Source organism: Nocardia jejuensis NBRC 103114, assembly GCF_001613145.1.
GTDB classification, from domain to species: Bacteria; Actinomycetota; Actinomycetes; order Mycobacteriales; family Mycobacteriaceae; genus Nocardia; species Nocardia jejuensis.
Genome location: NZ_BDBU01000024.1, coordinates 47,498 through 73,279, shown reverse-complemented (window position 1 = coordinate 73,279; position 25,782 = coordinate 47,498). Strand labels below are relative to the sequence as shown.

24 protein-coding genes and 4 tRNA genes are annotated in these 25,782 nt (G+C 67.0%); 17 read left to right on the top strand and 11 right to left on the bottom strand.

The window, feature by feature from the left end; translation table 11 throughout:
• Positions 1 to 211: 211 nt before the first annotated feature.
• The 5 genes from NJ1_RS19475 (at position 212) to NJ1_RS19455 (ending at position 4,217) form a co-directional block, all read left to right on the top strand.
• Complete coding sequence (locus NJ1_RS19475; RefSeq protein ID WP_067696279.1) at positions 212 to 1,387, top strand: lactate 2-monooxygenase; 1,176 nt, start codon at positions 212 to 214, stop codon at positions 1,385 to 1,387.
• A gap of 125 nt (positions 1,388 to 1,512) precedes the next feature.
• Entirely contained in the window at positions 1,513 to 1,938 is a 426-nt protein-coding gene (locus NJ1_RS19470; RefSeq protein WP_084478549.1) for a MarR family winged helix-turn-helix transcriptional regulator, read from the top strand.
• A 39-nt stretch (positions 1,939 to 1,977) separates the two neighbouring features.
• Positions 1,978 to 2,062 (top strand) — tRNA-Ser (locus tag NJ1_RS19465).
• Between the two features lie 28 nt (positions 2,063 to 2,090).
• Positions 2,091 to 3,140, top strand: a complete 1,050-nt coding sequence (gene nicT, locus NJ1_RS19460; protein ID WP_245717465.1) for a Nickel transporter NicT — start codon at positions 2,091 to 2,093, stop codon at positions 3,138 to 3,140.
• A 24-nt stretch (positions 3,141 to 3,164) separates the two neighbouring features.
• Positions 3,165 to 4,217 (top strand): alpha/beta hydrolase, encoded by a 1,053-nt coding sequence (locus NJ1_RS19455; protein ID WP_067696270.1) that lies wholly within the window; start codon positions 3,165 to 3,167, stop codon positions 4,215 to 4,217.
• A gap of 26 nt (positions 4,218 to 4,243) precedes the next feature.
• On the opposite strand, the gene hisC is transcribed toward NJ1_RS19455, so the two are convergent.
• A complete protein-coding gene (gene hisC / locus NJ1_RS19450; RefSeq protein WP_067696269.1) occupies positions 4,244 to 5,323 on the bottom strand; it encodes a histidinol-phosphate transaminase in 1,080 nt (359 codons plus the stop codon).
• 170 nt (positions 5,324 to 5,493) lie between these two features.
• On the opposite strand from hisC, the gene NJ1_RS19445 reads away from it, so the two are divergent.
• From NJ1_RS19445 to NJ1_RS19435, 3 genes are all read left to right on the top strand, one after another.
• Positions 5,494 to 6,183 (top strand): dienelactone hydrolase family protein, encoded by a 690-nt coding sequence (locus NJ1_RS19445; protein WP_067696267.1) that lies wholly within the window; start codon positions 5,494 to 5,496, stop codon positions 6,181 to 6,183.
• Between the two features lie 114 nt (positions 6,184 to 6,297).
• A tRNA-Ser gene (locus NJ1_RS19440) sits at positions 6,298 to 6,387 on the top strand.
• A 49-nt stretch (positions 6,388 to 6,436) separates the two neighbouring features.
• Positions 6,437 to 6,509, top strand: a tRNA-Arg gene (locus NJ1_RS19435).
• Between the two features lie 136 nt (positions 6,510 to 6,645).
• On the opposite strand, the gene NJ1_RS19430 is transcribed toward NJ1_RS19435, so the two are convergent.
• From NJ1_RS19430 to NJ1_RS19415, 4 genes are all read right to left on the bottom strand, one after another.
• A complete protein-coding gene (locus NJ1_RS19430) occupies positions 6,646 to 7,362 on the bottom strand; it encodes a maleylpyruvate isomerase family mycothiol-dependent enzyme (RefSeq protein ID WP_084478513.1) in 717 nt (238 codons plus the stop codon).
• A 9-nt stretch (positions 7,363 to 7,371) separates the two neighbouring features.
• Positions 7,372 to 8,103 carry a DUF998 domain-containing protein gene (locus NJ1_RS19425; RefSeq protein ID WP_084478512.1) on the bottom strand — a complete coding sequence of 244 codons (732 nt, stop codon included), beginning with the start codon at positions 8,101 to 8,103 and terminating at the stop codon, positions 7,372 to 7,374.
• Between the two features lie 161 nt (positions 8,104 to 8,264).
• On the bottom strand, positions 8,265 to 8,711 hold the full coding sequence (locus NJ1_RS19420; RefSeq protein ID WP_281202143.1) for a very short patch repair endonuclease: 447 nt from the start codon (positions 8,709 to 8,711) through the stop codon (positions 8,265 to 8,267).
• Positions 8,712 to 8,949: 238 nt separating this feature from the next.
• Positions 8,950 to 10,092 (bottom strand): DNA cytosine methyltransferase, encoded by a 1,143-nt coding sequence (locus NJ1_RS19415; protein WP_174557098.1) that lies wholly within the window; start codon positions 10,090 to 10,092, stop codon positions 8,950 to 8,952.
• Positions 10,093 to 10,674: 582 nt separating this feature from the next.
• Here NJ1_RS19415 and NJ1_RS19410 point away from each other — a divergent pair.
• A complete protein-coding gene (locus NJ1_RS19410; protein ID WP_084478511.1) occupies positions 10,675 to 11,277 on the top strand; it encodes a putative glycolipid-binding domain-containing protein in 603 nt (200 codons plus the stop codon).
• A gap of 40 nt (positions 11,278 to 11,317) precedes the next feature.
• On the opposite strand, the gene NJ1_RS19405 is transcribed toward NJ1_RS19410, so the two are convergent.
• A complete protein-coding gene (locus NJ1_RS19405) occupies positions 11,318 to 12,268 on the bottom strand; it encodes a prephenate dehydrogenase (RefSeq protein ID WP_067696252.1) in 951 nt (316 codons plus the stop codon).
• A 58-nt stretch (positions 12,269 to 12,326) separates the two neighbouring features.
• Between NJ1_RS19405 and NJ1_RS19400 the strand changes: the two genes are divergently transcribed.
• The 3 genes from NJ1_RS19400 to NJ1_RS19390 all read left to right on the top strand — a co-directional run bounded on the left by NJ1_RS19400 (position 12,327) and on the right by NJ1_RS19390 (position 13,559).
• Entirely contained in the window at positions 12,327 to 12,866 is a 540-nt protein-coding gene (locus tag NJ1_RS19400; RefSeq protein ID WP_067696247.1) for a tRNA adenosine deaminase-associated protein, read from the top strand.
• Between the two features lie 112 nt (positions 12,867 to 12,978).
• The gene (locus NJ1_RS19395) at positions 12,979 to 13,416 is read left to right on the top strand and encodes a nucleoside deaminase (protein WP_067696733.1); all 438 of its coding nucleotides are present in this window, start codon (positions 12,979 to 12,981) and stop codon (positions 13,414 to 13,416) included.
• A gap of 55 nt (positions 13,417 to 13,471) precedes the next feature.
• A tRNA-Ser gene (locus tag NJ1_RS19390) sits at positions 13,472 to 13,559 on the top strand.
• Positions 13,560 to 13,726: 167 nt separating this feature from the next.
• Here NJ1_RS19390 and NJ1_RS19385 read toward each other — a convergent pair.
• The 5 genes from NJ1_RS19385 to NJ1_RS19365 form a co-directional block, all read right to left on the bottom strand.
• Positions 13,727 to 14,023: a hypothetical protein gene (locus tag NJ1_RS19385; RefSeq protein WP_067696244.1), complete on the bottom strand. Its 297-nt coding sequence runs from the start codon at positions 14,021 to 14,023 to the stop codon at positions 13,727 to 13,729.
• Positions 14,024 to 14,663: 640 nt separating this feature from the next.
• A complete protein-coding gene (locus NJ1_RS19380; protein ID WP_067696241.1) occupies positions 14,664 to 15,104 on the bottom strand; it encodes a hypothetical protein in 441 nt (146 codons plus the stop codon).
• 148 nt (positions 15,105 to 15,252) lie between these two features.
• Positions 15,253 to 16,044 carry an IclR family transcriptional regulator gene (locus tag NJ1_RS19375; protein WP_169813170.1) on the bottom strand — a complete coding sequence of 264 codons (792 nt, stop codon included), beginning with the start codon at positions 16,042 to 16,044 and terminating at the stop codon, positions 15,253 to 15,255.
• Positions 16,045 to 16,245: 201 nt separating this feature from the next.
• Positions 16,246 to 16,893 carry a DUF8020 domain-containing protein gene (locus NJ1_RS19370; protein WP_067696235.1) on the bottom strand — a complete coding sequence of 216 codons (648 nt, stop codon included), beginning with the start codon at positions 16,891 to 16,893 and terminating at the stop codon, positions 16,246 to 16,248.
• 162 nt (positions 16,894 to 17,055) lie between these two features.
• On the bottom strand, positions 17,056 to 19,362 hold the full coding sequence (locus NJ1_RS19365; RefSeq protein ID WP_067696231.1) for an MMPL family transporter: 2,307 nt from the start codon (positions 19,360 to 19,362) through the stop codon (positions 17,056 to 17,058).
• Between the two features lie 204 nt (positions 19,363 to 19,566).
• On the opposite strand from NJ1_RS19365, the gene NJ1_RS19360 reads away from it, so the two are divergent.
• The 5 genes from NJ1_RS19360 to tgt all read left to right on the top strand — a co-directional run bounded on the left by NJ1_RS19360 (position 19,567) and on the right by tgt (position 25,782).
• Entirely contained in the window at positions 19,567 to 20,151 is a 585-nt protein-coding gene (locus tag NJ1_RS19360) for a TetR/AcrR family transcriptional regulator (protein WP_067696229.1), read from the top strand.
• A 37-nt stretch (positions 20,152 to 20,188) separates the two neighbouring features.
• Positions 20,189 to 20,698: an RrF2 family transcriptional regulator gene (locus NJ1_RS19355; protein ID WP_067696227.1), complete on the top strand. Its 510-nt coding sequence runs from the start codon at positions 20,189 to 20,191 to the stop codon at positions 20,696 to 20,698.
• A gap of 51 nt (positions 20,699 to 20,749) precedes the next feature.
• Positions 20,750 to 22,483: an ABC transporter ATP-binding protein gene (locus NJ1_RS19350; RefSeq protein ID WP_067696225.1), complete on the top strand. Its 1,734-nt coding sequence runs from the start codon at positions 20,750 to 20,752 to the stop codon at positions 22,481 to 22,483.
• A complete protein-coding gene (locus NJ1_RS19345) occupies positions 22,480 to 24,456 on the top strand; it encodes an ABC transporter ATP-binding protein (protein ID WP_084478510.1) in 1,977 nt (658 codons plus the stop codon). The genes NJ1_RS19350 and NJ1_RS19345 overlap by 4 nt, the downstream gene beginning before the upstream one ends.
• A 78-nt stretch (positions 24,457 to 24,534) precedes the next feature.
• Positions 24,535 to 25,782 carry a tRNA guanosine(34) transglycosylase Tgt gene (gene tgt, locus NJ1_RS19340; RefSeq protein WP_067696222.1) on the top strand — a complete coding sequence of 416 codons (1,248 nt, stop codon included), beginning with the start codon at positions 24,535 to 24,537 and terminating at the stop codon, positions 25,780 to 25,782.

The window sequence follows — 25,782 nt, the reverse complement described above, 5'->3', positions numbered from 1 at the left end:
CCTCGGCGCACTGATCGTTCTCACCGCAATGGCCATTTCCGGTTTCGTCGCCCAGGAATCCTCCCGAGAGCTGGTTCGGGTACGCCGTCGCTGACCGTTCGGACATCCGCCGGATGGACTGTTTCCGGCCGGAACCTTTCCGGAAGTTACGCTCCAGGAAAGAATTTCCGACACCCCCCACCGTGGGGTTGAAGGTACTAGCGTTCCGAGAATGAGCAGTTTCGTCGATTTCCAGAACGAGATCTATCTTTCGGGCCTCGCCGGTAAAGTGCCATCGCTGCCGATCACGGCGGCCGGCCTGCAGGAGCGCGCTCGGGAAGTCCTGGAACCGGCGGCCTTCAACTACGTCGCGGGCAGCGCCTCCGCCGAGCGCACCGCGCACTCGAATCTCGTCGCCTTCGAGAAGTATCGGCTGCTGCCCCGCATGCTGCGCGGCGCGAGCGCTCCCGGAGCCCGGGACCTGTCGGTCGACGTGCTCGGCACCCATCTCGCCGCTCCGATTCTGACCGCACCCATCGGCGTGCTCGGCCTGCTGCACGAGCGCGGCGAAACCGTCGTCGCGGACGTGACCCGGGAACTCGGCATCGGCATGGTGCTGTCCACCGCGGCCTCCTCCACCATCGAGGAGGTCGGCGAGCGCGCGGGGGACTGGTGGTATCAGCTGTACTGGCCCAACGACATGGAACTGGCGCGCTCCTTCGTCGAACGCGCCGAAAAGTCCGGAGCCAAGGCCATTGTCGTCACCGTGGACACGCCCGCCCTGGGCTGGCGGCCGCGTGATCTGGAACTCGGGCATCTACCGTTCCTGCACGGCCAGGGCATCGCGAACTATCTCTCCGATCCGGTCTTCCGGGCCAAGCTCGCCGCGCCGCCCGAGGAGAGCGAGGACGCCATGCGCGCGGCCATCCTCACCTGGGTCGGCACCTTCGGCAATCACGGCCTGCGCCCGGCCGACATCCATCGGCTGCGGGACTGGACCGAACTGCCGATCGCGGTGAAGGGCGTGCTGCATCCGGACGATGCCCGTCAGTGCGTGGACGCCGGGGCGGACGCGGTCATCGTCAGCAATCACGGCGGCCGTCAGGTCGACGGTTCGGTCGCCGCGCTGGACGCGCTGCCCACCATCGTCGCCACCGTCGGCGATCGCGCGGACGTGCTCTTCGACTCCGGAATCCGCACCGGCTCCGATGTGATGATCGCGCTCTCGCTCGGCGCGAAAGCGGTCCTGTACGGCCGCCCCTGGGCCTACGGACTCGGTCTCGCCGGAGCCGACGGCGTCCGGCACGCGCTGCGCTGCATTCTCGCGGATTTCGATGCGGCCATGGGACTTTCGGGCTGCACCGGCGTGAGCGACCTGAGCCGCACCATGCTCTCCTCCTATCGGTGAGCGATATTCCCCGCTCGGCAGGGCATCTCGCGTGCCGGCTTGGATACACTGACCCGGTGGCGGTCGAACCCGGGGCCCAGCCGAGATGGCTCACCCCGGAACAGCAGCGAGCCTGGCGGGCGTACATGGACGGCAGCCAGCGTCTGCTGGCCGACCTCAATCGGCAGTTGCAGCGCGACAGCGATCTGTCCTTCGCCGACTACCGCATCCTGGTCAAACTCTCCGAAGCGCCGAATCGTGCACTGCGCATGAGCGACCTGGCCGACGGGGTGATCTCCTCCCGCAGCCGGCTCACCCATCAGGTGCGGCGGATGGAGAAGGAGCGGATGGTGCGCCGCATCGCCTGCGAGGACGACGGTCGCGGCGTGCTGGCCCAGCTCACCGACAAGGGCATGCGGCGGTTGCGAGCCGCGGCCCCCGGACATGTGGCCGCGGTCCGCCGCTATTTCGTCGATCTGCTCACCCAGCAGCAGCTGGCCGCGGTCGCCTCCGCCCTGGACCTGGTCGACCAGGCTGCCGACCAGCGCTCCGCGTCGCGGTCCGACGCGTAGGTCAGATTCCTCCGGGGGCGCTGCTAACATCGGACGCCTGGAAGCATGGCAGAGCGGCCGAATGCACTCGCCTTGAAAGCGAGCGTCGCGAAAGCGACCGGGGGTTCAAATCCCTCTGCTTCCGCAAATCTCGAACGATGAGGGTGTGCTTCATGCGCGGTTGGATCGGTATGGGCCTCGCGGTCCTCGCGTTGCACGTCATCGGCTGGGGCACACTGCTGCTGTTCGTGGTGCCCGGGCACCACGTGGTGCAGGGCTCGGTCTTCGGAGTCGGGCTCGGCGTCACCGCCTACACCCTCGGCATGCGCCACGCGTTCGACGCGGACCACATCGCCGCCATCGACAACACCACCCGAAAGCTGGTGGCGGAGAACGGCAGAGCCAAGACCCACACCGTCGGGTTCTGGTTCGCGCTCGGGCACTCCAGCATCGTGTTCATCATGGTCGCGCTGCTCGCATTGGGCGTGCGGGCGCTGGCTGGTCCGTTGCAGGACGAGGGGTCCTCGCTGCACCGGTGGACCGGACTGTGGGGCACCAGCATCTCGGGAAGCTTCCTGATCGCGATCGGCCTGTTGAACCTCGCGGCCCTGATCGGCATCTGGAAAGTGTTCCGGCGCATGCGCACCGGCGAATTCGACGAGGAGCGACTCGAGCAGGCGCTCGAGGAGCGCGGCCTGCTCAACCGAGTCCTCGGGCCGGTCGTGAAGCTGGTGCGCAAACCCTGGCAGATGTACCCGGTCGGGCTGCTCTTCGGCCTCGGTTTCGACACCGTCACCGAGGTCGGCCTGCTGGTGATCGCGGGCGGCGCGGCCGCCACCGGGTTGCCCTGGTACTCGATTCTCGTACTGCCCGTGCTGTTCTCGGCGGGCATGGCGCTGTTCGACTCGCTCGACGGTTCCTTCATGAGCTACGCCTACGACTGGGCCTTCGCCCGGCCGGTCCGCAAGATCTACTACAACCTGGTGATCACCGGGCTGTCGGTGGCGGTGGCGCTGCTCATCGGCGTGCAGGAGATCATCTCGATCTTCGTCGAGAAGCTGAACGTCACATCGGGATTGATCGCCTGGATCGGCAGGCTGGATCTCGGTGACCTCGGTTTCATTATCGTCGGTTTGTTCCTGCTCACATGGGTCGTCGCCCTCGCGGTCTGGCGGTTCACCGACGTGGAAACGCGCTGGGAGCGGGATCTCGCCGCCGACTGACGGTTTTCTGGTACAGATGGTCGGGTGGTTAGCCGCCGTCGCGTACGGCGTCGCTTGGCCGGCGCCCTTGTCAGCGCCGCACTGCTGGTCGGTGTGGTGACCTTCGAAGCTCCGCTCTCGATCGCTGATCCACCCGTCGATTCCGGCTCCAACGAGGAGGCACCGCCCTCGGTGGACCCGGTGCACCCGCTGTACGCCACCGTGCGCGACGTTCAGCCCATCACCGACCGCTGGCTCACCGTGTCGGTCGCGTCCCCGGCCATGGGCCGCACCGTCGACGTCCAGGTGCTGCTGCCCGAGCATCGCGACGCCCCGCGACCGACGGTCTACATGCTCGACGGCCGCAGCGCGGCGGTCGAGGTCAACAACTGGACCGACAAGGGCGGTGCGGGGCAGTTCTTCGCCGACAAACCGGTGAACGTGGTGTTCACCCTCGGCGGCCCGGCCAGCTACTACACCGACTGGCTGCACGCGGACCCCAAGCTCGGCACCAATCGCTGGGAAACCTTCCTCACCCGAGAACTGCCGCCCCTCATCGACGCCCGCTTCGAGGGCAACGGCGTCAACGCGGTCTCGGGCGTCTCCATGGGCGCGGAGGCGGCCATGATGCTGGCGACCCGCAATCCGGGGCTGTATCGCGCCGTGGCGGCCCACAGCGGCTGCTACGCAATGAGTTCCGAGTTCGGTCAGGCCCAGGCGCGTGCCGTGGTCGGCACCTTCGGCGGAGATCCGGACAATATGTTCGGCCCGTCGGACGACCCGCAGTGGGCGGCGCACGATGTCGTCTCCCACGCGGGAGCGCTGCGCGGCGACGCGATCTACCTGTCGTCGGGCAGCGGCCTGCCCGGCGAACACGACGTCACCGGCAATCCCGATCTGCGCCAGGCGATTCTGTTCGGCGGGCCCATCGAAGCCGGCGCCTCCATGTGCACCGCCCAGCTGGCCGCGCGCCTGGCCCAACTGGGCATCCCCGCCACAGTCAACATGCGCCCCACCGGAACCCACTCCTGGCCCTACTGGGCGGACGAACTGCCACGCTCCTGGCCGACCCTGGCCGCGGGTCTGGGACTCGGCTGACAGGCCTCTGGAAGCCCGCTACGAGGTCAGCCGATGAAGCGCGCGAGGGTCTCCGGTGCCGTGGCGAAGGCCAGGAACAGATCGTTCTCGTGCGGGTCGCCCGCGGTGACGCGGACGCCGTCGGTGCCGTAGGGGCGCACCAGGACTCCGGCCTCGGCGCTGGCTTCGCCGTATTCGGCGCTGCGGTCGCCCAGGGGCAGCCAGATGAAGTTGGCCTCGCTGCGGGGGACGCGGTAGCCGACCGCGATCAGGGCGTCGCGCATCCGGTCACGTTCGGCGACAACGGCATCGGTGCGCTCGAGCAGTTCGTGGCGAGCCTCGAGAGAGGCGATGGCCGCGGCCTGCGCGACCCGGTTGAGACTGAACGGGATGTGCACCTTCATCAGCGCGGTGATGACCTTCGGGTCGCCGACCGCGTAGCCGACGCGCAGCCCCGCCAGGCCGTACGCTTTCGAGAAGGTGCGCAGGACAAGCACATTCGGCCGGGTGCGGCCCACATCCACGCCATTGGGGGCCTCGTCGCCGCCGATGCGCAGGTACTCGAAGTAGGCCTCGTCCAGCACCACCAGCACATCCGCGGGCACCGAGTCCACGAAGCGTTCGATCGCCGCACGGCCGTGCGCCGTACCGGTCGGATTGTTCGGGTTGCACACGAACACGACCCGGGTGTTCGGGGTGATCGCGGCCGCGAGCGCGTCCAGGTCGTGGGTGAATTCGCTGTCGAGCGGAACCTGCACGGCCTTCGCGCCCGCCACCCGGGTGACGATCGGATACGCCTCGAACGAGCGCCAGGCGAACAGCACCTCGTCGGTCGGCTCCAGACAGGTGATCTGCACCAGTTCCTGGCAGATGGCCACGCTGCCGCAACCGGCCGCCACGTTCTCGACCGCGACGCCGTTGAACTCCGCGATGGCGGCACGCAATTCGAGGGAGGCATTGTCCGGATACCGGTTCACCGTCTCCGCGGCCTCCGCGATCGCCTTGGCGACCGACGGCAGCGGCCCCAAGGTGGTCTCGTTACTGGCCAGCTTCACCACACCGGGCTGGCTGCGGCCGGCGACGTACGCCGGAATGGCATCGAGGTCCGGGCGAATGTGCGCGCTCACCCCTCCACCCTATGTCGCGCTCGCGGAGCGGATGCCGGTGGTGTCGAGGCTGTTGCCGGAGGTGCCCGGTCGGAGTCCCTGCGCGGTCGGCGAATCCGGAAATTCTCCGGGGTCCGCACACCGTCGAGAACCTTTATCCCGAATTTACCTAGCGCAACTACGCTGACGATATGTCGGGCCTTTACCGAGATCGAGCACCCGCGGACGACACCACCGGAGTCCCTCTCACCGTGATCGAACCCGATGGTCACGCGCGTGGCGGGATCGTCGTTCTGCACGAATCACGAGAATTCACCGAGCAATTGCTCGAACTCATGCGCTCGCTCGCCGCGGACGGCTGGACGGTCCTGGCTCCCGACCTTTTCCATCGGGACAACGGCACCGTGCCCGAGCGAGTGTTCGGCGCCGACCTGTTCGACGATTTCGACGCCTGTTTCGACTGGCTCACCGGACACGGGGTGTACCGCGACTGCATCGGCGTCCTCGGATTCGACTCCGCGGGCACCGCGGCCGCCCTGGTCGCCGCCAACCGGCGGCTCGGTGCGGCGGTCAGCGTCGCGGCTCCCGGCATCGACAACGCGCTGCATCCGCACGCGCCGGCGCTCGTCACCGCGACGCCCGGTCTGCAAGCGCCGTGGCTCGGCCTGTTCGGCGACGACGACCCGCTCACCCCGCCCGAGGAGGTGGCCCGCCTGCGCGATGCCGCCGGCCGCGCCGACGTCGCCACCCTCGTGATCACCTACCCCGGCCTGCATCACCGCCCCGATCACCCCGGCTTCGACCCCGCCGCCCGCGACGACGACTTCGTCATCGACGCGCAAACCAGAATTTTCGAATGGTTCGACAGCCATCTACGTTGATGATCATGCTCATTTATCCCCGCTGACCAGCTGATTTGGAGTCTTGGTCGGGCGATGTGTAATCTTTTGCCCGGCGGTTCGAAAGGACCGGCGCCCTCGTAAGAGAAGGCTCCAGGAGGCGTGCCAGAGCGGCCGAATGGGACTCACTGCTAATGAGTTGTCCCTTCACGGGGACCGGAGGTTCAAATCCTCTCGCCTCCGCCAAGCCCGGTTTTTCCGGGTCGCAGTACCGCAGTACCAACTGAATAAGCATGCGCCCGTAGCTCAACGGATAGAGCACTTGACTACGGATCAAGAGGTTAGGGGTTCGAATCCCTTCGGGCGCACAGTAACGGTCCCGCACATCTGGTGCGGGACCGTTTTCCGTTTCGGCTCACCATGATTCACGCGGGCGCGAACCGCCCGCTCGGATGATTCGCCGGCGCTGTGCCGAGCTTCACAGCGACAGCGCAGCGCGTCCGCTCACTTCCAGGCGGACAGGTTCGGCAGGTCGCCGGTGAGGTCGGTGCCGGGGGAGCGGCCGATGAGCCAGGCGGCCAGGGACGCGGCCGGGCCGGTGATGGTGGTGGACGGGGCGCCCACGGTGCCCGTGTAGCCGGTGTCGGTGGCGGTGAGGGTGAAGCCCGCGCCCTCGGCGGCGACGGTGTCGGCCACGGCCTGGGGGAGCAGGCGCGCCACGAAGTCCGCCGGCCAGTCGGCGGGGGCGTAGCCGACGTTCAGGTCCACGTGGTGGATCTCGATCTCCAGCAGGCGCATCCACACGACCTGGGTGGCCGTGATCTCGCCGCCCTTGCGGTTGCGGACCGTGCTCTCCCAGCGCTCGGGCGGCATCACCCGGGCCAGTGCCAGCCAGCGTTCGGAGGCGGCGGTCAGATCCTCGAGCTGTTCGCGCAGTGGTCGGGGTGCGCCCGCCTCGATATCGGCCTCGCGCAGGAATGTGCTTGCGTACTGCGGGGTTTCGATGCCGGTGCGGGCCCACAGCAGCAGGTTGACCAGACTGTCCGCGTTGCGGGACAGATGCGCGAGCACGTGCCCGCGGGTCCAGCCGGGTAGCGGCGACGGTTCCACGACGTCGACATCGTGCAGGCCCGACACCGCGCCGAGCAGGCGCGTGGTCGCGGCGGCGACGGTGTCCAGCCGTGTGGAGATATCGGTGATTTCCGGTGCGTCGCTCGTCACACCCCGACCCTACCTATGGGAGCTGGAATCGCGTTCGGCCACAAGGATTTGCACGGCCAGCGCGATCAGCCACAGCGACATCGCCCCGACCTGGATCCGCTGGGCGATGCCGAGGCCGTAATTGCCGGGCAGATTGTCGGCGATCAGCATCCAGGCCGTCACCGCCGAGCCGACGATCAGAATCCACAGGCCGGTGTGCCGCAGGATCGGCCAGCGCTTGTACTTGAACGCCGCGACGCTGAACGCGATCATCGCGATGTAGATCGAGAACACCGCCAGCGTGCTGGTGAGCGCGTGAATCTGATGCAGCTGCGGGAACAGTCCGGTATCGACGTAGCGCTTGGGCACGGTCGGATCGTCGGGTTGCAACGGCATCTGCGCGTCCATGATGGTGGAGGCGCCGAAGCAGGCCAGCGCGATCCAGCCGATGTTCGAGTACAGCCGCCGCGAGAACAGCAGCAGCCCACCGATGCCCGCCACCAGCAGTAGCGCGCCCGACACGGTGTCACCCGTGGTGAACACCCAGCGGAACGGCGCGCCCTTCTCGGCGAGCTGGCTCAGGAAGGTGTTGGTGGGATCGCTGGGGATCGGGAGCATGAACTCGAGCACCCACGACGAGTAGCCGATGCCGGCGATGCCGATCAGGATCGCGATGATCCACCTCAGGACCCGCCGCCATCGCTGAATCGGAGGAGACTCGCTCGGGGCCGCGGTCGCCTGTTTCTGCTCGGTTGGCGTCATCGCCGTGCTCGCTTTCGCTGGCTCAACTCACTCTCGCGCCCTGCCCTGCTCACCGCCGCGGGGCCGAAGCCCGCGACCGATACCTGCCTGCACACTGTTCTCCCCGGACTGGTCGGACGGTCCGGTCTTCCTCCATTGTCACCCATCCGCGAGCCGGGTCCTCACGGCGTGCGCGCCAGTTCCCGCAGGACCAGGTCGGCGGCGGTATTCGCGCTCTCGTGCTCCCACACCCGGACCACGGTCCATCCGGCCGCCGCCAGCCGGGTATCGGTGTCCCGATCGCGGGCCACGTTCCCGGCCAGCTTCTCGGACCACCATTGCGCATTGTTCTTCGGGAATGTCGCGTGCTCGGGGCAGCTGTGCCAGAAGCATCCATCCACGTACACGGCCACCTTCCGACGCGGGAACACGAGATCGGCCCGCCGCCGCAGACCGGGCAGCGGGGGCTTGTCCACGAAGAACCTCGCACCCCGCCGATGCAATTCCCGGCGCAGCGCGATTTCCGGCTTCGTCCCCACCCGCCGCTGCTTGGCCATGCGCGCACTGGTCGCCGCGTCGGTCGTCGGCTTCGCCTTCGGGGTGGATTTCGCGGGCGTGCGTTCGGTCACCGCTGCCTCGCGATCGGATCGAGCCGCTGTGCGCTCCGGCGGCGCGGGTTCACGGGCACATCCCGCAGTCTCGCGATCCGATCCCGGGACCTCGCGATCCGGCGTCCCGGGCTCGCGGCCCGGCGTCGCGGTTCCGGTGCTCCGACGCGTCCGCTCGCCGGTGTGTGTTCCGCTTCGGTTGCGCGATGGCTCATCCGGGCTCCCTGCTGGTACGACATCCCACCGAGGAGCTCGCACCTCAGGCGGCCTCGCGGGGGAATCCTCCCATCCGATCGAGGTGGTTCTCCATATCCTCGATGAATCCGGGGGGAAAGCGCAGCGAGCCCATTCCGGCGCGGCGCAGGAAGCCCGCGGTGGCGCGCGCCGAGAGCAGCCGGGAATCGTCGAGGAACCAGCGCAGATCCTCGTACGGCGCGTGAACGGGCCAGGTGGACACCGGAACTCGCCCGACGACTCCATTGTGTCCCCAGGCGGCCGACGGCCAGCTGCGGCGAGTGTGCGGTTCACCGGCCGGAACCGGATCGTCGGCGGGGTTCGCCAGGCGCTCGCCGATCCAGGAGGCCATGCGCACGCTGACCGCATTGCCGACCAGTTTCCAGCGGTGGCCCTTGCGCACGCCGGGAATGTCGAGAGCCGGTGCGGTCCACTCGCGGTCGAAGCCCTGCAGGCGCTCGACGTCGGTGATGCCCGGTGTGACGATCTCGCCGGAAGGTAGTCGCACCGCCGGGGGACTCGCGATCCCCAGACCGGATCCACCCTTGAGTGTCGGCACCGCGTTCACCGCCCAGCCCAGGCCGCGGGTGCCCTCGGTCCAGTAGAACCCGCACGGATCGTTCGCCGGATCGCCGACCGTCCGGGGTCCGGCGTCCGCGCCGAACAGGATCGGCCGCGGATCCTCGGTGCGCGAGGCCAGCATCAACACCCGCTCGCGACGCTGCGGCAGCCCGAAGGCTCGCGCGTCGACCACGCGATAGGCCCAGGTGTATCCGAGTTCGGTGAGCGCGTCGGTGATGTGGCGCATGGCCGCGCCGCCGCCGAGCTGCAGCATGAACGGCACGTTCTCGATGAGCAGCCAGCGCGGACCGCGCTTGCGCTTCACCAGGCGGAACACCTCGTCCACCAAACCCGAACGCGCACCGGTGATTCCGGCGGTGCGCCCGGCCTGGGACAGGTCCTGGCACGGGAAACCCGCGGCCACCAGATCGGTCCCGTCGGGCAGTGAACGCAAACGCGTCACGTCCGAAACCAGTGGCACGCCCGGGAAGTGGGCCGCCAGTACCCCCTGTGCGCCCGCGTCGATCTCGCACAGCAATTCGCTGCGCCAGCCGTACTCCGAAAGTCCGAGTTCGAGTCCGCCGATGCCGGCGAACAGGCCGACCATCCGCGCGCCCGTCACAGCAGTACCTTTCGCCCCGGATCCCCAATGCCGCAGGAGACGTTACTCGAGTCGAGTGGCGCCTATCGCCCGCGCCCGGGTGCGGACCCCGCGCAAACCTCTTCTCACCTGCTTCGACGCCGCGCAATATCACCCGCCGGGTCGGAGTGCCCGGCTCCCTCGAACTCCGGCGTGTCAGAACTGGTCGGCCTGTAAATATTCGCCAAAGCCGCAAACATCCCACGCGGAGGTACTCCGTCGTGCCGCGTCGGTGTCGCATGTCGTGGCGACCGATGAGCTGACCGTCGTGGCGGTGGGGTCCGGCGAGATACCTCGGAGTGGATATCGGGGCGCCGATCGGAGGTGGCGCAGATCTCGAAAGCCGGCGTGTCGTCCGTGGACAGGACGGGTATTCGCACCGGGGGTGCGGTGGTGCGGGTGCGGATCATGAGGGGACCCACACCACCGCATCCCGATCAGCCGGATTCGATCGGGATCGCGCTTGTCCGAATCATGAATTTCGGTCGATGGGTGTGAGCTGGCCGCGTGGTCGCGAGGGCGGGCCCATGCTGGCACTACGGTGAGAGGGTGACGGAGAGTGGGAGTGAGGACTCGAAGCCCGAGGCGGCGAGATGGCCGTCGATCCTGACCTGGCGGGCTCACAACGGGTCGCGCATGGAATCGGCGCGAGTAGTGCTCAACGGCAATCGGATTCGCGCGGCCGGGCGCATCATCGCCGGTGCGTGCGAGGACCATCCGGCCTTCAGCGCCTCCTACGATCTGGTCACCGACGAGAACGGTGTGACCAGGCGTCTCTCACTCCGCAGCACCCTGGCCACCGGTGAACGGCACGCCTCGATCGCCCGCGACGAGGAGAACTACTGGCTGATCGACGCCGGCGGCACGCATGTGCGCTCCACCTTCGGCGGCGCACTCGACGTGGACGTGGTGCTGAGCCCGTTCTTCAATACGCTCCCCATCCGGCGCTACGGTCTCGCGCACGCGAGCGAGGACGTGCAGGTCCCGGTCGTATACGTCCGGTTGCCGGATCTGCTGGTCCAGGAGGCCAGCGTCACCTACAGCAGCGGTGCGGACGGCATCCACGTGCTGTCACCGGTCTCGAGCGCCACCGTCACCACCGACGACGACGGGTTCCTGCTGGACTACCCGGGGCTGGCCGAACGGATCTGAGCCGGGTGCCCGCCGGAGCCCGGACGTCGAGTCCTACGGCTCAGTCGAGGGTCTTCAACACCCCACCGCGCCGTCCGGCATCGGCGAGCTGGTCGAGCCAGTCGTGGTCGCCCGGCCGGATTCCGGTGATGGCCCACCGCTGGTTGTCGTCGTAGTCGACGCGTGCGGAATGCCCGGCCGCTGTGAGATCGGCGATATCGCCGCTGTCGCGAAGGGTGTCCCTGGCCGCGCCGAGTACGCGCAGGGTGTCCTGCAGCACCTCGAGCAGCGCGGCGGCATTGGGTTCGCAGATCGCCCGAACCAACTCCGGTGCGGTCGCCGCCACGCGCGTGCCGTCGCGGAAGGATCCGGCCGCGAGCCCGAGCGCGAGATTGCCCCCGGCCGCACCCTGAATCGCGAGCGCCTCGGCGAGCACATGCGGCAGATGCGAGATCCGCGCGACCGCGCGATCGTGCTCGTCCGACAGCACCGGAACCACCACGGCCCCGCAGTCCAGAGCCAGCCGCGCGACCCGCGTCCACGGCTCGGCGCGCACGCCCGCATCCACGCTCAGTGCCCACGCGGCATCCTCGAACAGGTCGGGAGCCGATGCGGCCCAGCCGGATTCGCTGGTCCCCGCCATCGGATGACCGCCCACGAAGTGCGCGCCCAGCTCGTGCCGGTGCACGGCCTCGGCGACCGGCGCCTTCACGCTCACCACGTCGGTGAGCACACAGTCGGGTGCGAAGGACTTCACATCCGACAGCACGGTGTCCAGGGCGGGCATCGGCACGCCGATCACGATGATCGCGTCGCGTTCGGCGGCCCGGCGCAGCACAGCCTCCACATCACTGGTGACGTCGAATCCATCGGCGCGCGCGCTCTTCGATCCCGCCGCCGAGCGGTTGTAGCCCCACGCCTCGTACCCGGCCGCCGCGGCGGCGCGCAGCACCGATCCGCCGATCAACCCGGTACCCAGGACACACACAGCTGCTTTCGGATGGCCCGTCATTCGATCAGATTCGCATACGACTTCAACATTTCCCCCGAAGCGGACTACCGTTGCGCCCATGGCAGCACAGCGCTCGAGCACGAACAGCGCGACGTCGGATGAGTTCGACGACGTGGAAGGGTTCGCAGTGGCCGTTGTCCGCGAAGAAGCCAACTGGAAGGTGACCCCGCTGAGCGCGGCGGCACTGAACAGTCTGTCCGCGGCCGAGCACGAGCTGCGTGATCTGCGGAGCTCCGGCGCGGTATTCGGCCTGCTCGACATCGACGACGAGTTCTTCATCATTCTGCGCCCGGGTCCGACTGGTAGCCGCATCCTGCTGTCGGACGCGACCGCCGCAATCGACTACGACATCGCCGCGGACGTCCTCGAGCAGTTGAACGTCGAGATTCCGGACATCGACCCGGACGAGCTCGACGACATCGAGCCGTGGGAGGAGGGCGACCTCGGCGTCCTGTCCGATCTCGGCCTGCCCGAGCCGGTGCTGGCCGTCATCCTCGCCGAAACCGATCTCTACCCCGACGAGCAGCTCGGCATGATCGCCCGCAGCCTCGGCTTCGCCGACGAGTACTCGTCCGCACTGGACAAGCTCCCGCGCTGAGCGGATGACCTCGGCCCCCCAACCCCCCGGCGCTGTCCCGAACCCCCGGTTCGGTGGCAGCGCCCTTTCGTCGGCGCTCGGTCCCGGCAGTGCGCTGGCCGCCGATGAGGCGATGATCCGCGCGGCCATCGACGCCGCCGCGCTGGCCGACCCCCGCGACGTCCCCGTCGGCGCCGTCGTCTTCGATGCCGACGGCCGCGAACTGGCCCGGGCCGCGAATGCCCGAGAGGCACTCGGCGACCCCACCGCCCACGCCGAAGTCCTGGCCCTGCGCGCCGCGGCCCTCGTCGCCGGCGACGGCTGGCGACTCGAGGGCGCGACCCTCGCGGTCACCCTCGAGCCGTGCACCATGTGCGCCGGCGCGATCACCCTGTCCCGGGTGGGCAAACTCGTCTTCGGAGCGTGGGAGCCCAAAACCGGTGCCGTGGGCTCCCTCTGGGACGTTGTACGTGACCGACGTCTCAACCACCGCCCCGAAGTCCGAGCCGGCGTCCTCGAATCCGAATGCGCCGCTCTGCTCGACTCCTTCTTCCAATCCCACCGCCCCTGACCCCCTCCCGGAGCCGATTTCAGTTTCCGAGGCTCTCTCCGGTAAAGTCACCACCGGTGGCGTGTCCGAGCGGCCTAAGGAGCACGCCTCGAAAGCGTGTGAGGGGTAACCCCCCTCCGAGGGTTCAAATCCCTCCGCCACCGCTCACGCCCCTCACCTGTTACGGCAGGTGAGGGGCTTTTTGCACCGCAAGAGTCTTCACCGGCGGAACACAGGGCGTGCGCCTCTGACTCGGGCGACCGTGCACCGGAAGCGCCGGCGGCACTGCTCATCGAACTGTCTCTCCGGATCTGTAGATCCCGGCGCCGGATCAGCCGGAGACGACTTGCCAGCGGGCCTGTTCGGCTGTCGCCGAGGGCTTTCCGTTCCACTGGTGTTCCTGGTAGTCCGCGTCCTTGATCTTCGCCTGGTCCCGATACGCGTCGGACAGATCGGAGACGAACAGTGCGTAGGTGCGTTCGCCGAGTTCGGTGGATTTCAGGGCCGTCGCGATCGTGGTCGCGATCGGCCGCAGCGCGTCCGCGCTGCTGGATCCCTTGACGCACAGCCCGATAGCCACGCCCACCAGCCCGGGCTCGGTCTTGTCCTGGCTGACTCCTCCGGTCACGATCCGAACGTTGTCCGGCAGTGGCAGCGTGGACAGGAACGCCCCGAGGTCGACATCGGTGACCCCCTTGGGCGGTGAGCAACTTTCCCCCGACGGTGCCGGTCCTTGGTCGACCGGCGCAGCACCCCCGACAGGTGCCGCATCCTTCGAGGTATCGGCCCCGCACCCCGCCGACAACCCCACAGCACCCACGATAGCCAGAGCAGCAAGAACTTTCATGATCGGCTCCCCTCGATGTGATCCGCGGGACGCTACCGCGACAAATGATCACACGCCCATGAGTTGCGAAAAGTTTGCACATTTTGTCAGTGGTCGAGCAGCGGGACATGGGAGCACCCGCGCTGGGCTGTTTCGCCGAATCGTCCAGCAGTCTTCCCGCAACAGCAAACGACTGCTTCCGAGCGGACCATGCGCCGAGCTCGGTTGCTGACTAGCCGGTAAAGCGTGCTCAGCTCCAGTTCGAGTTCGGTTCGAGCCAGATGCCATGCTCAGGAGGACTCGTGCATTCGACTGTTCGATCGAGGGTCGCCGGCCCCCGGGAGCAACGTCAGTTCCGGTGACCAGATAGACGATCGAGTTCGCTGCCGACGAGCTCCGCATCAGGAAACCCGATGCGGAGCTTGATATTTCGCCCAATCGGTCAGGAAATGTTCCAGTCGTTGTATCGGGTCCACCATTCGGCGGTTCGGCTCGAATCCTGCTCCTGCGCGTGGCCGCGGAGGTAGCCGTCGTCGAACCAGCTTCCCTGGTAGAGGCCAACTTTCCCGTCATTTCGCCATTCGATGGTGAAGCTGATGCTCTTGCCTTGAATGACTCCGTTCGTGATGTCGCCGCGCTGGGTCAGGGTGCGGGCGGTTCCGGAGAAGGTCGTGCCACCGGCGTCCGGTGTGACCAGGACGTGAAATCCGAGTGGGTCATCGGTGGTGCCGGACGGGCGCTGATTCACGTCCCAGCCGGTCAGCAGGATGATCGTTCCGGGCGGGAGCGCCGGTGCGGTGACCGTCCCGGAGACGGTGAGGGCGGCAGTGGTGCCGAGTACGAAGAGTCCTGCGCACAGTAATCGTTTCAACCGAGGGAACATGGAGACTCCTGGATCAGGTGGTGGTGCACGAACTTTCGTGCTGTACCTGATAACCGGATGTGTTCCCCCGATGTTTTTTCCGGCGCGTTTTCGCAGGTCGGGTCGTGCGCCCGTATCACTCAGTGACACGGACGGTGCGACGCCGGGATCAGGGCCGGGCCGGTGGATGACCCGATGGGGTGGGGATGGCCGGTACCGGGGTGATCGAACGCATTTCGCGGCCGATGGCGTCGGCGGCGGCGATCAGGGCGCGCTGCGTGGATCGCTGAGCGGCCGCCGAGCTTCGGCCGGTGATGCCGATGACTCCGACCGGCTGCTCGTCGGCATCGAGGATGGCCGCTGCCACACAACTCCAGCCGGGTGAAACCTGTTCGCGCTCATAGGCGAGCCCCGTCGCGCGGGCCTGTTCTATCAGCAGTCGTAGCTCACGGGGCGAGGTCGCCGAGTGTCGTGTCAGCGGTTCGCATCCTGTGCGAATGATCCGCTCGCTGAGTTCGGCGTCGAACGCCGTCTGCAACCGCCCGGCCGCGGTGAGCGCGATGCTCGCACCGAGCCGGGAATTCGTCGGCCAGACAGATTCCTTGACCGCCTCGCGGTACTCGTGCCCGAAAACCAATTGGCGAAAGACCACTTCGCCCTGGAAGAACTCCCCGCACCAGCTGACTTCGCCGTGTGTGCGCAGGGACAGATCCCGCAGATGCGGCGGCGCGACCACGGAGAGCCCCTCCTCGATCACCGCGCGGAATCCGTAGTAGGCCAGCCGCGTACCGAGCCGGTAACCCCGCGGATCGAATTCCAGAACATTGTGGCGCACAAGATCTTTGGCGATTCGCCGGACAGTCGCCTTGGGCAGCCCGGTCTCGCGAGTGAGTGCCGCGAGCGACATCGCCCCCGACGCGGCCGCGACCGCGTCGGTGATCGCGACGACGCGACCGACCATCGTGTGATCATCATCGGACATGCACGACCACCCGGCTTCCCCGAGAACATGCGGTTCGGTCAGTGTGCGATCGGACACCGACGGTGTCAACGCGATTCGGCCGTTGAGATCCGGTCGGCGCAGGGGATCCTCGAGCCGCACGACGACCGGGAAGAGACCGCCGCCCGGAGACGGCGGAACCTCCGGTCGCGGTGCCGCGCCTCAGCGGTAGCGGCAGTACGTCTCGATCGGCACATCGCTGTAGTGCAGGCCCTTGTCCGCGCAGTCGCGGTACATCCAGCGCAGGCGCGGGGTATCGTCGCCGGGCGTGCCCTGGGCGACCGCATTGCCGATCGCCGAGCCGATGGCCCAGCCGGCGAGCGCACCGATCGGCAGGGTCACGAATACCAGTACGACTCCGATGATTCCGATCAGCCCGATGAGTGCGCCGATGACCGCGCCGATCGCGCCGCCCATCTCGGTGGTCACATTGATGTTCTCCTGTTTCGGCGAGATCATCTCCCAGCCGACCGTTTTCAGCACCAGCTGCTTGCCGGTCGAATCGATGGTGGGCAGCAGTCGCACACCGTGATCGTCCACGTCGATATTCAGCGGGAGGTGCGCGATCCGGGCACCCGTTCGGCTGATCGCGACGATCGCGTCGTCGACCACCGCGAAGGTGCCGTCCACGAGAGTCGCGGTGACTCCATCGTCGGATTTGGTTACGGTGTAATCGATTCCGCCGTCCAGACCGGTCACGACGGCTTCCGGTTGCGCACTCGGATCCGGCGCGCCGTGCGCGAATCCCGCCGTCGCCAATGTCGCCGCAGCGGTCAAGAACACTGTCGCTGTGGCGTGTTTGATGTTCATCACGAACTTCCTCCCCGTGTGCTCCGCCGGGCCGACTGCCGCGGACGCACGGCCGTGATGTTATCGGCCCGGAGCGGGGGAGCCGGCGACGGTCCAGGTCCTCCGAAAACAACTCGCCCCCAACCGGATTCCGGTCGGGGGCGAGTGTCTTGCGCGGAAGGATCAGCCGACGGGGGCGGGCTCCTTCTTCAGGCTGGTGGCCTCGCGGTCGCGCTGCTGCAGCTCGCGCAGCTTGGTGCCCTCGACGTCGATATCGGGGAGAACCCGATCCAGCCACTTCGGAATCCACCACGACCACTTGCCCATCAGAACCAGCAGCGCCGGGATCAGCACCATGCGCACGATGAACGCATCGAGCAGAACGCCTGCGGCAAGGGCGAATCCGAAGGACTTGGCGGTCGCGTCCGATTCCAGGATGAAGGAACCGAACACCGAGATCATGATGATCGCGGCCGAGGCGACCACGCGGGCCCCGTGGTGGTAGCCCGAGACCATGGCCTCCTTGGGTGACTTGCCGTGCACAAACTCCTCGCGCATGCGGGTCACCAGGAACACCTGGTAGTCCATGGCCAGGCCGAATACCAAGCCGATCAACATGATCGGCAGGAAGCTGACCAGCGGATGCGGATCCGCGATGAGGCCCAGCTTGCCCTCCTGGAAGATCAGCACCGTCGCGCCGAAGGTGGCCGCGATGGACAGCAGGAAGCCCAGGGCCGCGGTGAGCGGAACCAGGATCGAGCGGAACACCAGGATCAGCAGCACGAATGCCGCGCCGGCCACGATCGCCAGGTAGGGCACGATCTTGCTGAGCAGCACATGGTCGACGTCCGCGTAGATGGCGGTGGTGCCGGTGATGCCGTATTCCATGCCGTACTTGGCCTTGAGCGTGCCTTCGGCGTCCCGCGCCGTGCTCACCAGATCCTTGGTGGCCTGGTTGTTCGGTCCGGACTTCGGGACCGCGCTGAGCATCGCGCCCTGCTCGTCCTTGCTGAATTCCGGCGCGGTCACGTACTTCATGCCGTCGTAGGACTCCAGCGTGGTGCGCAGCTCGGCGGCCGCGTCCTTGCGCTGGTTCTCCGGCACGTTGCTCAGGTCGGCGACGACCATCAGGGTGCCGTTGCTGCCCTCGCCGAATCCGGCGGTGCGCAGGTCGTAGGCCTTACGCACGGTCGAGTGCGTGGGCAGACTGTCGTCACCGGGCAGGCCGAGGTTCAGGCCCGCGGCCGGTGCGGCGAGCAGACCCAGCACCACGACGCTCAGCGCCAGCGCGGCGGCCGGGTACTTGCCGAGCAGGCGAGCGAAGCGCTGGCCGTTGGTGACCGAATGCTCGTCCTCGGGATCGTGCTGAGCGACCACCGGCAGCTTCGGCTTGAACAGCCACTTGCCGAAGGCGCCCATCAGAGCGGGCATCAGGGTGATGGCGGTCAGCACCGCGAACACCGCGGCGATCGCGCCGCCCAGGCCCATGAAGGTCATGAACTCGACGCCGACGATGGTCAGGCCACCCAGCGCGATGATCACGGTCAGACCCGCGAACACGACCGCGGAACCGGCGGTGCCGAGCGCGACGCCCGCTGCTTCCTCCGGCGAATCCTGCACTGCGAGTTCGTGTTTGTATCGCGAGACGATGAACAGCGCGTAGTCGATCGACAGCGCGATGCCGATCATCGAGGCGAGGAACGTGGTGAAGCTGGGTACCTCGATGATCGAGGTGCCCAGGAAGATCACCGAGGTGGCCGCGCCCAGGCCGATGATGGCGGTGAAGATCGGCACGAAGGCGGCGACGATCGCACCGAACGCGACCATCATGACCACGAGCGCCACGGCCATGCCGATCATCTCGGACTGGCCGCTCGGCTGCTCCTGCTTCATCGCGATGGAGCCGCTGACCTCGACGGTAAGACCGGCGTTGCGGGCTTCCTCGGCCACCTTGTAGGCGGCGTCGCGGTCCTCGTCCTTGATGTCGTTGAACTTGGCGATGGTGAACGGCACATTCAGGACAGCGACCGCGTCCCGCTCGGTGTCGCTCAGCACGTTCAGCGGCGCGGCGGTGCAGGCGGACTGGTCGGGCTTGTCGACCAGGCAGCCCATCTTGTCCGCCTTGGCGACCGGGTTGGTCAGCGGCTTGCCGTGGTCGACGATGCCGAGCTGGTCGAGCTTGGTGATCAGGCCGTCGATCGCGGCGCGATTGGCCGGATCGGTGAGCTTCTGCCCCTGCGGCGCGGCGATCACGTAGGTGCCGGTGACGGCCTCGAACTTGAAGGCGTCGGACGCTCCGGGGAAGTGCTTGTCGAGGATCTCGTTGGCGCGAGCGGACGGCAACTCGGGCATGCTGAAGTCATTGCTCATCGGCTGCTTGAGCTGCGCGCCCAGGCCACCGAGAATCAGGAACAAGACCAGCCACGCGGGTAAAACGATCCACTTTCGGCGGAAGGCGAACTTGCCCCACCGATAGAGGTATACGGACACGAGAAGTCTCCTGCGTTTGTGGGTGGAGCATGCTGAGAATGGGCGCGTAGACAGCACTGCTTGCGGGTGCCCTGCAGCACTCCGCCTCCACGGACGTTTCTGCCTACCGTGCGGTAGGTAGACTACCGAGTCGGTAAGCGGAGGAACAACCTCGGTTTTTTGTGGTCTAGCTCGCACAACTGCCCGGAGTGAGAGGATGAGAGTATGGTTGTCCAGGCTGTATCCGAGCCGGTTGTCGCAGGTAGAAGCACTAAAGACGCGATCCGCGACGCGGCGATCCGGCTATTCTCGAGTAAAGGATTCGAGCAATCGAGCCTGCGCGAGGTCGCGGATGCGGTGGGAATCACAAAAGCCTCCCTCTACTATCACTACGCCTCCAAGGTCGATCTGCTCGACGCCATCATCGAGCCGATGTTCGAGGACATGCAGGTTCGCGTGGACGCCCTCGCCGGCCTCGAGCATTCGCCGGACACGGTCCGTGACGTGCTCACCTCGCATCTGCGCGCGATGCTCGCGCACCGCACCATCGGCGTGCTGTGCATGCGCGACACCGTCGCCATCGTCAACGCCCTGGGCAAACGCCATCCGGACATGATGGAAAACCACCGCACCATGTGCGAATGGCTGGCCGGCCCGGACGCCGACCAGGAGACGATCCTGCGTTCGGCCGCGGCCATGCAGGTTCTCGGGGCGGCGTTCATGTCGAAGGAGGGCGTGCCGGATATGAGTCTGGACGGCGTCGAGCGAGTGCTGCTGGAGGCGGCGCTGAGTGTGCTGAACCGGAAATGATAAAAAAGGGCACAACTGATTCCGGAGAGGCGGCACAGTGCACATCACCGCGAAGGTCGATTACGCGGTGCGCACACTCGTCGAAATCGCCAAGGCACAACCGGATTCGGTGAAGGCGGACGCCATCGTCGCCGCGCAGGACATCCCGCCGAAGGTGCTCGAATCGGTCGTCGCGGATCTGCGTCGCGGAGCTCTGGTCACCAGTCGCCGCGGTCCGGACGGCGGCTACCGGCTGGCCCGCCCGGCCACCGGGATCAGCATCGCCGACGTGATCCGCGCCGTGGAGGGTCCACTCGCCTCGGTGCGCGGCGCGCGACCGGAGGACGTCAACTACGCGGGCGCGGCCGAACCGCTGCAGCGGGTCTGGATCGGACTGCGGGTGAACATTCGCGCGGTGCTCGAGCGCGTCACCATCGCCGATATCGCGCACGACCTGCTGCCGTCCTTCCTGGACGAATTACTCCACGATCCGGACGCCTGGAATCGGCGTCCGGTCGACCGCGGTGGCAACGCCGAATGGCTCGATCTGGACCGACCAGACATCTGACCAAAATCTTCGCGCGGTCTCCCGGGTACAGGCGGTAACCTGCGAAGCATCATGTTGATCAGACTTCTGCGCACCTTCCTGGCGCCGTATCGCACCCAGCTGGCAGGGGTCGTGGTGCTTCAGCTGATCTCGGTCATCGCCATGCTCTATCTGCCGAGCCTGAATGCCGACATCATCGACGGCGGCGTCACCAAGGGCGATATCGGCTATATCTGGAGCACCGGCTTGATGATGCTGCTGGTGACCGGCGTGCAGATCATCGCCCAGTCCTTCTCGGTCTATCTGGGCGCGCAGGCGGCCATGCGCGCGGGCCGCGACATGCGCGCCGCGCTGCTGCACCGGGTCGGCACCTTCTCCGCCCGCGAGGTCGGCGTGTTCGGCGCTCCCTCGCTGATCACCCGCAATACCAACGATGTGCAGCAGGTACAGCTGCTGGTGCTGATGAGCGCGACAATCCTGGTGATGGCCCCGATCATGTGCGTCGGCGGCATCATCATGGCGCTGCGCGAGAGCCTGAGCCTGTCGTGGCTGCTGCTGATCGCGGTACCGGCGCTCGGCCTGTCGATGGCCTTCATCATCGTGCGCATGGTGCCCGGTTTCCGGCGCATGCAGGATCGCATCGACGCGGTGAACCGCGTTCTGCGCGAACAGATCACGGGTATCCGCGTGGTCCGCGCGTTCGTGCGCGAACGGCAGGAGACCTGGCGATTCGGCGTCGCCAACAACGAGCTGACCGATCAGGCGCTGTACGTCGGCCGCTATATGGCGCTGATGTTCCCGCTGGTCATGTTGATCTCCAATCTGACCGCGGTCGGCGTGATCTGGTTCGGCGGTCACTCCGTCGACGACGGCACCCTGCAGATCGGCTCGCTCACCGCGATGCTGTCCTACATCATGCAGATCCTGACGGCGGTCATGATGGCCTCCTTCCTGGCGATGATGGCGCCTCGCGCGGCCGTCTCCGGTGAGCGCATCAGCGCGGTGCTGGACACCGACTCCTCGGTGGCCCCGCCGCGACTGCCGCAGACGTTTCAGGGCGATCCGGGTTCGGTGAGTTTCTCCACCGCCGAGTTCAAGTTCCCCGGCGCGGAAAAGGCTGTGCTGCGCGATATCTCGTTCCAAGTGCGGCCGGGAACGACCACCGCGATCGTGGGCGCGACCGGTTCGGGCAAGACGACCCTGATCAATCTGATTCCCCGGCTCATCGACGTCACCGACGGTGCGGTCTACGTGGGCGGCATGGACGTGCGCCAGCTCGATCTGGAACTGCTGCGCAGCCGGATCGGCCTGGTGCCGCAGAAGGCGTACCTGTTCTCCGGCACCATCGCCTCCAATCTGCGCTACGGCAAACCGGACGCCACCGACGAGGAACTGTGGGAGGCGCTGGAGATCGCGCAGGCCGCCGACTTCGTGCGCGAGATGGGGCAGGGCTTGCAAACGCCTGTGGCACAGGGTGGTACGACGGTGTCGGGTGGTCAGCGGCAGCGACTCGCGATCGCTCGCGCGCTGGTCCGCCGCCCGAACATCTACCTGTTCGACGACTGCTTCTCCGCGCTGGACGTCTCGACCGACGTGCGCGTGCGCGACGCCCTGAAGCCGGTTGTCGGCAAGTCCGCGGTCATCACCGTGGCACAACGTATTTCGACCATTCGCGATGCCGACCAGATCGTGGTGCTCGAAGACGGCGCGATGGCCGGGATCGGCACCCACGACCAACTGATGCGGGACTGTTCGGAGTACAGGGAGATCGTGGAATCCCAGTTCAGCGCGGAGGAGGTCCGATGAGGCCCGGTGCCCCCAGTCCCGGTGCGCCGGACGCGAAGGCGAAGTCCTTCGGCCCCTCGCTCAAGCGCCTGCTCCGTAACCTGGCGCCCGAGCGGTTCTATCTCTCGGTGGTCATGGCGCTGGCCGTGGCCTCGGTGGTGCTCAACACCCTGGGTCCCCAGATCCTGGGCAAGGCAACCAATCTCATCTTCGACGGTGTGGTCGGCAAGCAGTTGGGCCAGGGCCTGCCGCCGGGCACCACCAAGCAGCAGGCCGTCGACGGGCTGCGCGCCTCGGGCAACGACACCTTCGCCGACATGCTGGGCAGCATGAACGTCATTCCCGGTGTGGGAGTGGACTTCTCGGCCGTCGGTCACGTCTTGGCCTGGGTGCTGGCGCTGTACATCGGCGCGTCGGTGTTCGGCTGGTTGCAGGCGTATCTGCTCAATATCGTCCTGAACCGCACGGTCAAGCGGATGCGCGGCGAGATCGAGGACAAGATCCACCGACTGCCGCTGAGCTACTTCGATTCCATGCCGCGCGGCGACGTACTCTCACGCGTCACCAATGACGTCGACAATGTCGCACAGTCGTTGCAGCAGACCATGAGTCAGCTGATCGTGTCGGTGCTGTCGGTGTTCGGCATCCTCGGCATGATGTTCTGGATCTCGCCGCTGCTGGCGCTGATCGCCCTGGCCACCGTGCCGCTGGCGGTCGTGGTGACCGCGCAGATCGCGAAGCGGTCCAAGCCGCACTTCGTGGATCAGTGGAAGCTCACCGGCGAGGCCAACGCGCAGATCGAAGAGGCCTTCACCGGCCACGAGGTGGTCAGCGCGTTCGGTCGCGTCCGGGAGGTCGGCGAGAAATTCGACGAGACCAACGAGAAGCTCTACGACGCGTCCTTCAAGTCGCAGTTCATCTCCGGCCTGATCATGCCCGCCATCATGTTCCTCGGGAACCTGAACTACGTGCTGATCGCCGTGGTCGGCGGTCTGCGGGTGGCCTCGGGTCAGCTGTCCCTCGGTGAGGTGCAGGCGTTCATCCAGTACTCGCGTGGTTTCACCCAGCCGCTCACCCAGATCGGTTCGATGATCAACCTGCTGCAGTCCGGCGTGGCATCGGCCGAGCGCATCTTCGAGATCCTGGACGCGAAGGAGCAGATCCCCGATCCCGAGGACGAGGACACCCGCCCGGTGGAACGCGGCCGGGTCGCCTTCGAGAACGTCTCCTTCCGCTACGAGCCCGAGACGCCGGTCATCGAGGAGCTCTCGCTGGTCGCGGAGCCGGGGCACGTGGTCGCCATCGTCGGACCGACCGGTGCGGGCAAGACCACGCTGGTGAACCTGCTCATGCGCTTCTACGAGGTCGATTCCGGCGCGATCACCATCGACGACGTCGACATCACCCGGATCACCCGCGACCGCCTGCGCTCGCGGATGGGCATGGTGCTGCAGGACACCTGGCTGTTCGGCGGCACCATTCGCGAGAACATCGCGTACGGCGACCCGAACGCGACTCCGGAGCAGATCCTCGCCGCCGCCCGCGCCGCGTACGTGGACCGCTTCGTGCACGCGCTGCCGATGGGCTACGAGACGGTCATCGACGAGGAGGGCTCCGGCGTCAGCGCCGGTGAGAAGCAGCTCATCACCATCGCGCGCGCCTTCCTGGCCAAGCCGTCCATCCTGATCCTGGACGAGGCCACCAGCTCGGTCGACACCCGCACCGAACTCCTGGTCCAGCAGGCGATGGCGGCGCTGCGCCGCGACCGCACCAGTTTCGTCATCGCACACCGTCTTTCGACGATCCGCGATGCCGACACCATCGTGGTGATGGAGAAGGGCAAGATCGTCGAGCAGGGCACCCACGAGACCCTGCTGCGTGCGCGAGGGTCCTACTTCCGCCTCTACAACGCCCAGTTCGCCGCCGCCATCACCGACGGCGAGGGCGAGGGCATCGAGTTCGACGAGGACGCCGTCTCACTCGGCAAGAACTGACCGGTCACCACGCCCGGCACCGACTCGGCCCGCACCCCACGGTGCGGGCCGAGTCGTTCCGGCTGCGAGTATGGGGGCGTGTCTGCTTCCGAGTTCTCCTTCAAGGTCGGTACCCGGCTGGACGGTCATCACGGCCGATCCGGCCTGATCAGCACGCCGCACGGGGACATCGCCACGCCGGCGTTCATCCCGGTCGGTACCAAGGCCACCGTCAAAGCGGTGCTACCGGAGACCATGAAGGAAATCGGTTCGCAGGCGCTGCTGTCCAACGCCTACCACCTGTATCTGCAACCGGGTTCGGACGTCGTGGACGAGGCGGGCGGCCTGTCGAAGTTCATGAATTGGCCCGGGCCGACATTCACCGACAGCGGCGGCTTCCAGGTCATGTCGCTGGGCGTGGGCTTCAAGAAGGTGCTGGCCATGGAGTCGGTCGGCGTGCAGAACGACGATGTGATCGCCAAGGGCAAGGAGCGGCTCGCGCACGTCGACGAGGACGGCGTCACCTTCCGCTCGCATCTGGACGGGTCGAAGCATCGTTTCACCCCCGAGGTGTCGATGGGTATCCAGCATCAGCTCGGCGCGGACATCATGTTCGCCTTCGACGAGCTGACCACGCTGATGAATACCCGTGGCTACCAGGAGGAATCACTCGAGCGCACCCGCCGCTGGGCGCAGCGCTGCCTCGACGAGCACGAGCGCCTCACGGCGGTTCGCTCGCATCGCCCGTATCAGGCCCTTTTCGGTGTGCTTCAGGGCGCGCAATACGAAGACCTGCGCCGCAAGGCATCTCGCGATCTGGAGGCGCTGCGTGGTTCCGGCGGAACGGAATTCGACGGATACGGCATCGGCGGCGCGCTCGAGAAGCACAATCTCGGCACCATCGTGGGCTGGTGCTGCGACGAGCTTCCCGAGCGCAAGCCGCGTCACATGCTCGGAATCAGCGAGCCGGAGGACGTTTTCGTCGCGGTGGAGAACGGCGCGGACACCTTCGACTGCGTGAATCCCTCACGGGTGGCGCGCAATGCGGCCATCTACGTCGACGCGGGCCGGTTCAACATCAACACCGCCCGCTTCAAGCGCGACTTCACGCCCATCGACGACACCTGTGACTGCTACACCTGCGCGAACTACACCCGCGCCTACCTGCACCACCTGTTCAAGGCGAAGGAGATCCTCGCCGCGACGCTCTGCACGATCCACAACGAACGATTCACCATCCGCCTGGTGGACCGGATTCGCGAGAGCATCGACTCGGGCGATTTCCAGGCGTACAAGACCGAGTTCCTCGGTCAGTGGCAGGGGCGAATCAAGGCCCCTGCCAACTGA